Genomic DNA, 13,502 nt, shown 5'->3' on the forward strand with positions numbered 1-13,502 from the left:
CACGGAAATCGCTGCCGGGATGAACGTGCAGGTGGATGCAGTTTTTGAGCTGGCTTTGTTCGGTCCGGAGGAAGTGGTGAACGTTCGTCGGGCGGCCTCCCACGAGCTCGCCCGCGGCACGGTGCTGGGGCACGAGGTCGGACAGACCTATGTGGTGATGCAGGTGGCCGGCAGTGGTCAGGGTCTTGCGGACCTGCTCGCCGAGCATGGTGGTGTGTTCTACCGGCGGCTCGACGGACTGGCGGCGGTCCGGACAGCGGCACGGGGAGGTGCGGACATTCTGCGTGCCCACCGCGGACTGCAGCACCTGCACAGTGCCGAGGAGCTGCTGCCCGGGGCTCTGCTCCGGTACACGCAGGCACGACTTGTCCCCGGGTATCTCTCCGGGGCTGCCCGGGGCCTGGAGGAGCTGAGGGGCAGATCAGGCGAGCAGGTGGTGGAGACGGTGCACGTCTATCTGAACACCGGCACGGTGAAATCCACTGCGAGCAGTATGTACTGTCACCGCAATACGGTGGTCAACCGGCTCAAGGCGTTTGAGGACGCCACCGGATTGGACGTGATGGTTCCTCGACAGGCGATGGCCGCCGTTCTGTTGCTGGCGGGTCGTTAACGCCATGTTTCCGGGCCGGTCATTTTTGGGCACTTGACCAATTCTGCCAGGGAGAGCACTGAGGTTTGTCAGCATTGGTCCTTCTTGCCGGTGACGGCGGAACGGAGCGGGATACGCTCGCTGCATTCCACAGACGAGGAGGATGAAGGTGAGCAACGACACAGGCCCAGGAACGGTCGCCACGACCGACGCCGGGGTTGAAACAGGATCTGATGCTGTCGCACAGACCGCGGTGAAGGTGGACGAGAAAGGGGTCCGGAAGGTGGCCTTCGCCGCCTTCGTCGGTACCGCACTGGAGTGGTACGACTACTATCTTTTCGGCACAGCTGCAGCCCTGGTGTTCAACCATCTCTATTTCACGGACCTGAATGCCCTGGCAGCGACGATGGCGTCTTTCGCGACCTTCGGTGTCGGGTTCGTCGCCCGTCCCTTCGGGGCTTTCCTGTTCGGTCTGCTCGGCGACCGCATCGGACGTAAACCCACGCTGATCATCAGTATCGTCGCCATCGGTACAGCAACTGGCATGGTCGGGCTTTTGCCGACCTATGACAGTATCGGTGTGGTCGCCCCGGTCCTGCTCACGCTGCTCCGGCTTCTTCAGGGGCTGGCCGTCGGCGGTGAATGGGGTGGTGCGACCACCTTGGCGATCGAGCATGCGCCGGCGGAGAAGCGTGGGCGGTACGCGGCCATGGTCCAGCTCGGATCACCTGCCGGTACGCTGCTGTCCTCTGTGGCTTTCAGCCTGGTGCTCCTGCTCCCGGACGACTCCGTGGATTCCTGGGGATGGCGTATCCCCTTCCTGGCGGCCTTCCCTCTGTTGGTTGTCGCGATGCTGATCCGTATGCAGGCGGAGGAGTCACCTGTCTTCGAGCAGATCATGGAGGAAGAGGAGAAAAACGGCGCGGACAAGGGCTCCGCATTCGATGTCTTCCGCAAGGGCTGGAAGCAGCTGATCATCGCGATCGCAGTGGCCCTGCTGGGCGTCGGTGGCTTCTACGTGCTGAACACGTTCGTGATCAGCTATGCGACGGACACCCTCGGTGTGGAACGTCAGCCCGTGGTGAACGCCACGTTGGTCGCTGCCGTGGTGCAGATCCTGGTCATCGTGCCGTTCGGCCGGCTCGCCGAGCGCATCGGGCCCGGTCGTGTCGTGGTCTTCGGTGGAATCCTGACCGCAGTGGCCGCCTGGCCGTTGTTCGCCCTGATCAACACGGGCAGCGTCGTCGCCATCACCATCGCCATCGCTCTCGGAATCGGGATGGTCACCATCTCCTACTCCGTGACCGGTGCACTGCTGTCGGAGCTGTTCCCTGCGAAGCTGCGATACAGCGGTGTAGCGCTCGGTTACAACCTGGCGGGCGCTCTGACCGGCTTCCTGCCGTTCATCGCGACGGCACTGATGAACGCACAGGACGAGCCGTCCGCCACACCGGCGGTCATCCTCCTGATCATCATCTCGCTGCTGACTGCCCTGGGCGGCTACGCCGGTGAGAAGGTGCGGGTCCGGGATGATGTGACGGTGGAGACCACGTAGGGGCGGCCGGGTAGGGGGCGGGGGAGGGGAGGCTCACCCCCTGAGTTCCGCGAGCCGTGACAGGACCTGCTCCGGAACAGCGCCGCCGGCGATCTCCGTCATGAGGAACTCCCCGTCGGGGACGGTCTCCGGCTCTGCGAGCCAGTAGCCGCTGTCCAGCACCGGCACGTTCACCGTGCCACCGTCGGCGGACCTGAACCGCAGTGCGTCGGCGGTCCGGTGCGCGACCGGCCACCGGTAGTGGTCCGCGACGTTGAGCACCGGTCCGAGCACCTGCCCGCCGGAATCCGTCCACCTTTCATCGATGACCAGTCCCGACACCCCCGTCCCGGCGAAGGTGCGCAGCCAGTCAGAGAGGTATACGGCGGCGTTCTCCGCCCGGTCGTCGTCGAACACGGTGCCGCTGTCGGCTCCGTTCACGGCCCGGTCCGCGAGGGCCAGCAGGTCCGCGGGTGCCGGGACGTGCACCAGTACAGGTTCCCGGATCACCGCGGCGGTGGCCACCGCCAGCTGCTTCACGGCGTCCCTGAGCGAGGCGTCACCGAGGAGGGCGCGTGCCGCATAACCCGGTCGGGACTTCGCCGACATCGCCTCGATGAGGGGATCTCCGGTGGTGGCCCCGGCCAGACGCCACCGGATCATCGCGTCGAGCGGCAGCAGCACGGCCGCCGACTTCAACAGGGCCTGGGACTGCGCGAGGTGGGCGGCCACCGCAGTGCCGTCGGCCCACGGGATCTCGCGTCCCTGCAGGAGCACCGTGGCAGCGTACTCGGTGGAGTCGATGATGAGGCACCGGCGACCGCCGTCGGCGCATCGTGTCCCGAGGAAGGCGGCCAGCGGTCCTGCCCCGGGTGGTGGCGTGTTCATTTCCGGACCTCCGGTTCACGACAGGTGCGCAACGTACTCACCGTTCCTCTCCTCCAGTTCGCGGACCCGCTTCTCGAGAGCGCCGATCTTGAGCACGTGCCGGTTCGGCACGTTGATCAGGGGCAGCTCCGCGAGCGCACCACTGACCCGTTCCGGCCCCTTGTGGCCCCAGACCGTCGCGAACAGCACCTCGTCGTTGTCCTGGCCCCAGGAGCCGAAGTAGTGGAGTTCGGCCGGGGGCTCCCCGGTGGTGAAATCCCTGACGAACTCGGTGTAGGGCCGACCGCGGTCGATCCTGCTCCGCCGCTCACCGTCCCGCACCTCGCGGGTCCGGTCCGGGTCCACGACGAAGGTGTCCTCGTCCCAGACGACCCGGTAGATGTCCCGGGCCACCTGGGCGGAGATCCGACCGTTCTGAAGGTCCTCCATCACCATCTCCGGGTCGCGTTCCAGGACGTCACCGTAGCCGCCTCCGCAGCCCTGCGAGATCATGTAGAGCTCGCCCTCCTGCGCCAGGTCGAACTGGAGACCCATGTGGTAGGACGTGTACTCCCCGTCCTCGTAGGGCTGTTCGTTCATCACCTTCTCCATGGAGAGGTCGAACGCCGAACTGTCGTTCCTGGCGAGGTCGAAGATGTTGATCCCCTTCACCCGTGCCAGCGGGTACGTGGGGCAGCCGTAGCCGCCGAACAGGCCGCCCACCGAGGAGAACTTCGCCCCGGACGTCACCGTCATGAAGCCCCAGTTCGGGGTGTTCCGGGCCGAGACGATCATCTCGTAGCCCATCCCACCGCGGTACTTCCCGAAACCCTGGTTGTCCCGGACCACGCGCTTGCTCACGAGCTGGAGGAACGGCACCTCCTCCTCCATGATCTCCTGCTCGCCGGTGTCCGCCATGGCGCAGAACAGTGGTGCGACGGCGTCCTCACCGTCCCGGAAGGCCTTGGCGCCGCCGCCCATCCCGTTGAGGTCGGCGCAGAGGTTGCCGACCTGTTCACCGTGCTGGGTGGTTCCGCCCCACAGGAAGTTGTTGATCTGGTTGAACCACGGGGCGATGACGTTGGCGTACTTCTTCTCCACCGAGAACTGCAGTTTCGCGTAGGCGCTCTGCAGCGCCGTGAACGCCCGGAAGGAGGCCTGGAGATTCTGGCCGGTCGGCGCGTCGTAACTGCAGTCCGCCCACGTCCCCTCCTCCGAGATGATCTCGATCGGTGACAGGGCACCGGTCGACCGGGGGAGATCGGGCCACCAGTACGACAGGATCGCCTGGGCGAAGAAGGCCTTGGTCGAGCCGAAGGGCGAGTTGATCGCCCGGTTCAGGATCTCCGGCCCGGTACCCCGGAGATCGACGATCAACCGCTCACCCTTCACCGTGATCTTGCAGGCGAACTTGATGAGGATGTTCTCCTTGAGGGTGGAGTCGACGAACTGGTTGACCGTCACCGTGCCGTCCGGCATCGCGCCGATCCGTCGCCGGACCTCGTCCTCGACATCCTCCACCGTGCTCCGGATGGCCCCCACGAACGCCTCGACCCCGTACTCGTCGATCATCCTGTCGACGATGTCCATGACCCGCTTGACGGCGCCCATCTTGACCTTGATGTCGGCGAGCATGAGCTTCGGGTCGCGGGTGGAGTGCTGCAGGAACGTCAGGAGGTCCCGGCGCAGCTTCCCGCCCTCGACGATCTTGATCGGTGAGGCGCGGAGTCCGTCGTCGAAGGGGGTTTCAGAGCCTGAGGGCATACCGCCCGGTTCGCAGGCGCCGTTCTCGCCCTCGTGGATCGTGGCACCGACCCAGGCGATGATCTCGCCCTCCCGCATGACCGGGACGAGCATCGACTGGTCCGTGTTGTGGACCATCCCGAAGCGCGCGTCGTTGTGGAAGAATCCGTCGCCCGGGTTCACGCCGACCGTCGGCTCATCCTTCCAGTACTTCATGATGTGACGGATGGGATGGTGGAGGACCGCGGAGAAGGCGATGACCCCGCGGTTCGACATGTAGCTGACGTCACCGGAGGCGGTGTACACCGCCGCCGAGAGATCGGCCCATTTCGCACCCGGTGCCGCCCCCATGCTCTCGCACATCTCGAAGGCCTCGTCGAGTGCCCCCGCCAGACGGCGCCGGATACGGTCCGCCTTCAGCGGGTCACTGCCGTGGACGAGGACCCTCTCCTCCAGGGGTGTGCGTTCCGCGATGCTGTGCCGGCGCATGATCTCGGGATCCGGTCCGATGAACAGCGTCGTGTCGTTCATGAACGCGTCGACCCACTGCTGTTCCTCTGCGGTGAGGTGCGTCTCCGGGGTCGGGTGGGAGTGGTCGTGAGTGGACATTGTCATGCTCCTTTACCAGGGGTTTCCGCTGCTCCTGCAGCTTGTGGTCCGGACGCCGCTCCGGTGGTCTCCTTCAGCAGCCACACAGCGCCCTGGGCGGTCGGCTCGATCCGCCAGCCGGGTTCGATCAGATAGGTCGTGCTTTCGGTGGTGATGACCGCCGGTCCGTGGATGACGTAGCTGTCCCGGAGGGCGGACGCGTCGAAGACGGGGGTGTCGACCGGGTGCTCCTCGTTGACGAAGGAGATGCTGCGGTGGTCGACGGGGTCCGGGGCGACGCGCTCCCCGCCGGCGCTGAGGTCGTCGAAGTGGACGACCTCACCGTCGATGAAGGACGCCACCCGGATGGTCTGGACCCGGACTCCCGCCTCGGGCGCCTGGGTCCCCTCCCCGTAGCGTTGCCCGTAGATGTCGGAGAACTTGCGGATGACCTCCAGCACGTCCCCGACCCGGTTGATCCGGTTGATGTCGAAGGAGACCGCGGTGGTGGCCAGCTGGTTCCCGTACCGCATGTCCATCTCGAGCCGGTGCCGGACCAGGGAGCCGTCATACCCCTGTCGTTCGAGATCCTCCCTGCCCCGCCGCTCAAGCTCCTCGACGTAGGCGTTGAACCGCGCGTACTCGTCGAACAGTGACCTGCTGATCGGCTCGTAGAGGACCACGTAGGCGCTGCGCTCGTGGATGTGCAGGGGCTTCAGGTTCCCCGCCCCGAGAGCCGAGAACACCGAGGCGAACGGGGGGAAGAGAATGCGGGATATGCCGGCGTGTTCGGCGATGCCGCAGGCGTGCAACGGACCGTTCCCGCCGTAGGCGACCATCGTGTAGTCCTCGACCACACCGCCGCGGGAGCGCAGCTCCATCTCGATGCCGATCGCCATCTGCTCGTCGACCGTCCGCTTGATCACCTTCGCCGCGTCAACCGGGTCCAGGTCCAGTTCGTCGCAGAGCTCCTCCTCGATGACGAACACGGAACGCTTCGGGTTGAGCCTGATGAAACCGTTGGCGTAGTTCTCCGGGTCCAGGTACCCGAGCAGCAGGTCCGCGTCCGTGACGGTGGGGAGCATTCCGCCTCTGTCGTAGCAGGCCGGTCCCGGGTCGGACCCCGCAGATTCCGGACCGATCTTCACCGTCTTGTGGATCCTGTCGAAGGACGCCACTGACCCGCCACCGGCACCGAGGGTGTTGAGGTGGATCATCGGCACACTGACCAGCCAGCGTCCGATGGTGGGCTGGAAGTCGTAGTGCTGCACACCGCCTTCCGGCACCATACCGATGTCGAAGGACGTCCCTCCCATGTCCATCGACACGACCGCGCCCATACCGGTGCTCTCCGACAGGTGCTGTGCGCCGCCCACTCCGGCGATCGGCCCCGAGTGGATCGTCTGGAGGGCGTCGGTGGAGTTGGGCTGGGCCATACCACCCGAGTTGTGGATGACCATCATCGGTTTGGCGTACCCCGAGTCCCGCAGATTCGACGACAGCTGGTTGAGGGCGTGGAACATCGTCTCGTGGAGGAACGCGTCGATGATCGTCGACTGGGCACGGACGTACTCGCCCTTCCGTCCGGAGACCTGGCTGCTGAGCAGCACCGGAATGGCACCCAGCTCATGCGCCGGGTACTCGTCGAGGATGACCTCGAGCACCTGCTGTTCATGGTCCGGGTTCTCCGTGGCATTCGTCAGTGCGACGACGATGGCCTCGGCACCGTTGTCGACCAGTTCACGGACCTGGGCGCGGATATCCTCGCGGTCCAGTGGGACAAGCACCTCGCCCACCGAATCCACCCGCTCCCTGACCGAACGGACCAGGCTCCGGGGCACGATGGGTTCGGGACGCTCCGCGTCCGCCATGTCCCCCTGCTTCTGCTCGTCCAGGCCGGCTCCGTAACCCTTCGACCTGGAGATGTGGATCGTGTCCTCGAATCCGTGTGTCACGATGGCACCGACCCGCGGTCCCTTTCCCTCGATGAGGGCGTTCGTCCCCAGGGTCGTGGCGTAGCGTACCGAGTCCACCTCACGCAGGACGTCCCCACGGTCGAGGCCGGCTCGGGCACAGGCGTTGTCCAGCGCCGCGTTGAACCCGAGGGCGAGATTGTGGTGCGTGGTCAGGGACTTCGACTCGACGTAGATGTCGTCCCACGCGAAGAAGCAGTCGGTGAATGTTCCACCGATATCGACGGAAATGCGTTTCATGGTTCTGCTCCCCTTCAGTTCCCGTGCCGGTCAGCGGCACCGGGGTCGTCGGTTGTCGAAGTGTCTCCCTCGTGGAACCGGGGCCGGAGATCCGCCACCGCGTTCTCACCGGGGCCGTAGTTGACCACGGTCAGGGGATCCGTCCCCGCCGTCTCCCACCTGCTTCTGAGCGCGTCGATGTCCCAGATCATGTCCACTGTCGGGGGATGTCCGGGCGGCAGGTACTCGGCTTCGATCTGGGTGCCGCAGGTGGGGCAGTAGTACTCGAGGATCCGGCAGTAGGTCGGATCAGGTGAGAACGTGTACTCGTACTTCTCCGGATCGATCACCGGGGGATGGATCTCCTCCGGGTTGCGGTCGTAGACGAGCGTCCCTTCCTTGTAGTTTCCGCGGGCGCTGCCGAAATCGTGCCCGCAGATCCGGCACAGCCAGCGTTCGCTGTCGAGGTCGATGAGAAGATACTCGGTCATGGGGACCTTCATGGTCAGTTCTTCCTTTCCTGTCGGTCGTTGAGAATGAGATCGCCCGCGTCAGAGACGGTGAAGTCCCAGCCCCCGGGCACCCGGGCCGTGAAGAAGGGGCCTTCGACGATGGCCGGCCCCTCTCCGGACGCTCCGGCCGGCTGGTCCTCGAGCACGAGGACGGGGACGGATGTGGTACCGCTCCCTGCCTCTCCTACGGTCAGCAGTGTCCGGGTTCCTGCGGGGTGTGGTGCGCAGGCGGACGTGGACACGGAGTGCTTCACCGCCGGGTGGGGCAGGATGTGCCGGGCGGTCAGCCGCAGGATCCGGTGGAGTCCACTGTCGGTGCCACCGTCGGTGCCGCTGTCGGTGCCACTGTCGGCGCCGCCGGTGTCCCCCGGACGTGACCGATGGTGTTCACTGCCGTCACTGTTCTCGTGGATGACGGTCCATTCGGTCTCGCACTCGTCGAGATCATGTCCTTCCTGGAACATGTAGCGTTCGGCCTGCTCCAGCAGTTCCTGACGGTCCGTGTTCACCTGGGCGTCCGTTTTCCCGGTGATCTCGACCTCGAAGTCCTGGGCGATGTCGGAGAAACTGATGCCGTACGCGGAGAACACGGCCGCCAGTCGCGGGATGATCACCTGACGGACTCCCGCGAGCCGGGCCGCGAGGCAGGCGCTCATCGGTCCACCGCCGCCGAAGACGGCGAGGGTGGTGTCCCCGTCGCTGCGGACCTGTGGCCGGAAGGCGTCTGCGATCCGGGAGGCGTGCGCCTTCTCCATCCTGGTCAACGCCTCCTCGAGGGTGATCCCGAGCGGTTCCGCGACATTCCTCAGGACGGCCTGGCGCGAACGCTCAGGGTCCAGGCGGAGTTCGCCGTTGAGGTAGGTCTCCGGGTCCAGGACGCCGAGCAGCAGGTTGACGTCGGTGATGGTGGCCTCCGTGCCGCCGAACCCGAAGCAGGCCGGTCCGGGGGCGGCTCCGACGCTGTCCGGTCCCACCGTGATCCGCCCGTCCACCGCCCGGATCACCGAGCTGCCTCCGACTCCGGCCGACCGGACGTCACTGAGCTCGATCGACGTGGGGACGTTCTCCACCCGTCCCCGCCGGTCAGCGGATATGCGCAGGTCATCGACCTCGCCGACATCGGTCGTCGTCCCGCCCACGTCGATCATGAGGACGTGCGGCAGTCCGTAGGTCTCGGCCAGTGACCGTGCGCCCTCGAGTCCGCCCCGTGGCCCGGACGAGTACGTTTTGAGTGCGACCGATTTGGCGACCCGTGAGGAGGCTCCGTCATTCCGGTAGATGAGCAGGGGCTTTTTGATCTTGTGCGCGCGGAGCCTGTGCTCTGCGCTGTAGAGGAACCGCTCCAGCGTGGGGTGGAGGAAGCTGTTGAGCACCGCCGACCACACCCTGCGGACCTCGGTGCGGTCATCGGAGAACTCGCGGGCGAACAGGACCGGCACCGAACCGAGCAGATGCCGCGGGAACCGGGCGAGGAAGATGCGCTTCAGCGTCCGCTCGCGGTCGGCGTCGGCCATGGACACGACCAGGCGTTCGGCTCCTGCCGTGATCAGAGTGTTGATCGCCCTGACGAGGGCGGCCTCCCGGTCCCGGTCACCGGGGTCGGCGGTACCGATGTCGACGACGCGGGATCCGATGAGGTCGTTGAACAGGTCCGTGGTGTTGTCGTCGAACCGGAGGCGGTCCGGGAGACCGGTCTCGTCGGTGATGAGACCGATGCTAGGACCCTTGCGTTCGACCAGGGCGTTGGTTCCCTGGGTGGACGAGTACCGGATCAGATCCGTCCGCCGCAGGAACTCCGGCAGATTGTCGGTGCCGGAGATCTCCTCGGCGATCTTGGATATCCCGGTGAAGAAGCAGTCGGACAGGTCCGCCGGGGTCGTCAGTGTCTTGGTGTAGAAGATGGTGTCGCCGTCGGCGACGCAGATGTCGGTGAGAGTTCCGCCGTTGTCGATGTTGATCAGATAGCTCATCGATCTGTGTTCCTCCCTGGCTCACGGCGCACAGTCTCTCCTGCGCCTGAAGTTGTGGTTATCGGCTCCGCCCCGGCATTCCGGGATCGGTCCGTGCCGCAGACACTACGGATGACTTCGCTGGTGAAACAAGGTTTCCGCGGGTGGTTCCCGTAGGAGACCACCCGGGGTGGTGGGGAGGGGTGGTGCCCGGGTGGTTCAGTGATTCACGTCTCTTTTCCTTGTAGAATGTGACATGCATCAATCCCGGGACGCCATGTCGCGGGCAGGAAGGACACCCAGATGACCCCCATACCTCCGAGCGCGTCCACACGGTTCCAGGCCCCCACCCCGGTGGGCAGATGGGTGGGTCGCCCGAGGATCGACCGACTGCTCGATGACGTCCGGGAACGCCGGCTGACCCTCATCCACGCCCCGGCCGGGTTCGGGAAATCGACCCTGGCGGCGCAGTGGATGTCCACGATGGCGCAGGAGGGAACCCGGACCGCGTGGCTCTCCCTCGACGACGACGACAACAGTCCACTGTGGTTTCTCAGCCACCTCACCGAATGCCTCAGCCACGTCCTGCCCGACGACGGCGGGAACCTGACCCAGATCCTCGAGGACCGCCCCGATGACGCCGAGAAGTACCTGGTTCCTCTGCTCATCAACCTCGTGCACCGGGCGGACGGCAGGACCGTCGTGTTCCTGGACGACTGGCATCTCGTCACCGACAGTCGGACCCGCTCGATCCTGACCGGGATGATCAACTATTCCGGGGACCAGCTCGGGTTCATCGTGACCAGCCGCTCGACCGCGGGCCTGCCGCTGGTCACACTGCGGGTACGGGACCAGCTGGTGGAGGTCGACTCCCGCATCCTGCGCTTCGACCACCGGGAGACCCGGCAGTTCCTCACGGACGTCAAGGGACTGTCGCTGAACCACACCGAACTGTCGGCACTCTACAACCGCACGGAGGGGTGGATCGCCGCACTCCAGCTCACCACCCTGTCACTCGACCGCAGACCCGACCTGCCGGCGCTGCTGGATGACCTCCCCTCCCGGCAGAACAGCATCGGGGAGTACCTGGCGGAGAATGTCCTGGACCTCCTGGAACCCGACCTGCTCGACTTCCTCATGCGGACGTCGGTGGTCTCCCGGATCAGCCCCGACCTGGCGTCGCATCTCACCGGACGGGCTGACGCGGGTCCCCTCCTGGAGGAGATCCTCGCGGGGGACCTCTTCCTGCAACGCCTCGACGATGTCGGGGAATGGTACCGGTACCACCATCTCTTCGGGGGCTTCCTGCGGCGCAGGCTCGGGAGGACCCTCCCCGACGACGTCCCGGACCTCCACTTCCGCGCCGCACACTGGTTCCGGGGGCACGGCATGCTCGCCCCCGCGGTCGATCATGCGCTCCTGGCCGGTGAACCCGATTTCGCGGTGGACGCCGTGGAGAGGGAGTCCCTCCTCCTCGTCGAGCGTTCACGCATGTCGACACTTCTCTCCCTCGTGGACAAGCTGCCGCCGGAGACGACCGGTGGCCGCCCCTGGCTGCAACGTTCGGTCGCCTGGGCCCACTGCCTCCTCCATTTTCCGGAGGAGGCCAACAGGTCACTGCTCCGGCTCGAGGACGCCGTGGCCGGGAACGGAGCGCTCAGTGACGGTGACCGCTTCCTGCTGACCAGGGACGCCCGCGTCATCAGGGAATGCCTCGAGATGTACCGGGACCGCGTGTCCGATGACGACCGCCTCCGGCCCGAGGTCCTCGACGAGGCCGCCGACCTGGACCCGTGGACGGTGTCCGTGGCGGCGAACGTCCTCACCTTCAACGAGATCGAGCGCGGACGGGACACCGAGGCCACCCGGCTCCAACAGTGGGCGAGGACGTACCACCGGCAGGTCAAGGGGAGCTTCAGTGAGGTCTACGGGGAGTGCTACGCCGGACTCGTGGCACTGCGCCGCCTCGACACCGCGATGGCGAAGCATCACTGGGAACGTGCCCTCTTCGCCGCCTCCGAGCGGTCGGGCAGGCACTCCCACGCCGCCAGACTGGCGTCGGGCCTGCTGGGGAAGCTGCACTACCAGCTGGGGGAGCTCGACCGTGCCGAAGAGGAGCTGGAGGAGTCGCTCCGCATCGGGCAGCGCGCCGGCGTCGTCGACTTCATGGTCCCCGTCTACGAGTCCCTCGCCTTCATCCGGGCGGGTCGCGGTGACCGGGAGGGCGCGGAACTCCTGCTGGAACAGGGGGAGCAGGCCGGGCGGACACTCTCCCTCACCAGACTGTGGACCAGGATGTCGACCGTCCGGGCGCGGTTGGGCCTCCCGGTGGCGCGTCCCGTGCTCCCGGACGATGCGACCGCGCGCGACCGGAGATTCTTCTCCGAGGAGATGACCCGGCTCGACCTCGCCCTGGCCATGGACGCACTCCCCGTCCCCGACGAGGGGACCCTGGTCACCCGCGCGAGGAACCTGATCGACCTCGATGAGCGGCAGGGGAACCGGTTCCAGGCCATGCGGGACAGGCTGCTCCTCGTCGGCGCCTTCGAGGTCCGGGGAGCACGCGGCCGTGCGGAGCGGACTCTCCGGGAGGTCCTCGTCGACTCCGCCGGAAGCGGTTTCAACCAGTTGCTGCGGGACTCCGGCCCCGTTGTGCTGCCGCTGGTGGAACGGCTGACGGAGAACAGCGCCGGCACCGTCGACCCCGCCCCCGGGCCGTCAGTGCCACCGGTCGACGCCGGGGAGCCGGACAACGGGGACCGGGGGATCCACCCGCTCAGCCAGCGGGAACGGGAGATCCTCGCCCTGGTCGACGCCGGACGCACCAACCGTGAGATCGCGGACAACCTGTTTCTGGGGATCAACACGGTCAAGTGGTACCTCCGCAACCTGTACCGGGCCCTGGGCGTCACCAGTCGGCGGGACTGCGTCCGTCGCGCCCGCGATCTCGGCGAGCTGCCCGAGGAGCCGGTGCATCCCCGCCGGAACCACGCACAGGCCACCGGGTGACCCGGGCCCCGTCACCGTCGGGCGAGCCGCTGCGACAGCTGGTGGGCATGCTCGAGAAGGAGTTTCCCCATGTCGCGTCGCCGGTCCTCGCCGAACCGGTGCTCGATCCCGGTGAGACTCAACGCCCATGAGGGCTGCCCGCCGGAACCGAACACCGCCGCCCCCAGCCCCCAGCTCCCTTCGACGAGGAGCCCCGGGTTCACCGCGTAGCCCAGCCGCCGCGTGTCGGCGACGCGCCCACGGATCCGGGTGACGGAATGCGACTCCCCGTACTCCCGCTCGAGCCCCGCCTGGCCCAGGTAGCGGTCCACTGACGTGTCGGGCATGAACGACAGGATCGCCAGTCCCGCGGAGGCGACACCGAGCGGGAAACGTCTCCCCTCGTAGAGGACGAAGGATCTCACGGGGAAGCTGCCGTCCGCCCGGAGCAGGCACACCGTCTCGTCCCCGCGCCGGGCGGAGAGGAACGCGCTCTCCCCGGTCTCACGCGCCAGCGCGGTGACGTGCTCCTCGGCG

Annotated in this window: 9 protein-coding genes; 3 read left to right on the forward strand and 6 right to left on the reverse strand. The window is 66.6% G+C overall.

Annotation, left to right across the window (positions count from 1 at the left end; all coding sequences use genetic code 11):
* The first annotated feature begins 76 nt into the window (after window positions 1-76).
* Window positions 77-613 (forward strand): helix-turn-helix domain-containing protein, encoded by a 537-nt coding sequence (locus QZV72_RS04635; protein WP_297005828.1) that lies wholly within the window; start codon window positions 77-79, stop codon window positions 611-613.
* Between the two features lie 148 nt (window positions 614-761).
* The gene (locus QZV72_RS04640) at window positions 762-2,147 is read left to right on the forward strand and encodes an MFS transporter (protein WP_297005830.1); all 1,386 of its coding nucleotides are present in this window, start codon (window positions 762-764) and stop codon (window positions 2,145-2,147) included.
* 33 nt (window positions 2,148-2,180) lie between these two features.
* On the opposite strand, the gene QZV72_RS04645 is transcribed toward QZV72_RS04640, so the two are convergent.
* Genes QZV72_RS04645 through QZV72_RS04665 form a run of 5 tightly spaced genes read right to left on the reverse strand, consistent with a single transcriptional unit; the run spans window position 2,181 to window position 9,998 of the window.
* Window positions 2,181-3,014, reverse strand: a complete 834-nt coding sequence (locus QZV72_RS04645; protein WP_297005832.1) for a hypothetical protein — start codon at window positions 3,012-3,014, stop codon at window positions 2,181-2,183.
* A gap of 15 nt (window positions 3,015-3,029) precedes the next feature.
* Window positions 3,030-5,351, reverse strand: coding sequence for a hydantoinase B/oxoprolinase family protein (locus QZV72_RS04650; RefSeq protein WP_297005833.1), 2,322 nt, complete (start codon window positions 5,349-5,351; stop codon window positions 3,030-3,032).
* Window positions 5,348-7,537, reverse strand: coding sequence for a hydantoinase/oxoprolinase family protein (locus QZV72_RS04655; protein WP_297005834.1), 2,190 nt, complete (start codon window positions 7,535-7,537; stop codon window positions 5,348-5,350). Before QZV72_RS04655 ends, QZV72_RS04650 begins: the two co-directional genes overlap by 4 nt.
* Before the next feature lie 14 nt (window positions 7,538-7,551).
* Window positions 7,552-8,019: an acetone carboxylase subunit gamma gene (locus QZV72_RS04660; protein WP_297005835.1), complete on the reverse strand. Its 468-nt coding sequence runs from the start codon at window positions 8,017-8,019 to the stop codon at window positions 7,552-7,554.
* A 2-nt stretch (window positions 8,020-8,021) separates the two neighbouring features.
* The gene (locus QZV72_RS04665) at window positions 8,022-9,998 is read right to left on the reverse strand and encodes a hydantoinase/oxoprolinase family protein (protein WP_297005837.1); all 1,977 of its coding nucleotides are present in this window, start codon (window positions 9,996-9,998) and stop codon (window positions 8,022-8,024) included.
* Between the two features lie 282 nt (window positions 9,999-10,280).
* Here QZV72_RS04665 and QZV72_RS04670 point away from each other — a divergent pair, with 282 nt between their 5' ends.
* Window positions 10,281-12,986, forward strand: a complete 2,706-nt coding sequence (locus tag QZV72_RS04670) for a LuxR C-terminal-related transcriptional regulator (protein ID WP_297005838.1) — start codon at window positions 10,281-10,283, stop codon at window positions 12,984-12,986.
* 11 nt (window positions 12,987-12,997) lie between these two features.
* Here QZV72_RS04670 and QZV72_RS04675 read toward each other — a convergent pair.
* Window positions 12,998-13,502 (reverse strand): IclR family transcriptional regulator (locus QZV72_RS04675; protein ID WP_297005840.1); only part of this gene is annotated, 505 nt, incomplete at its 5' end.

Origin of the sequence: uncultured Corynebacterium sp. (assembly GCF_902782855.1) — a bacterium.
Lineage (GTDB): Bacteria > Actinomycetota > Actinomycetes > Mycobacteriales > Mycobacteriaceae > Corynebacterium.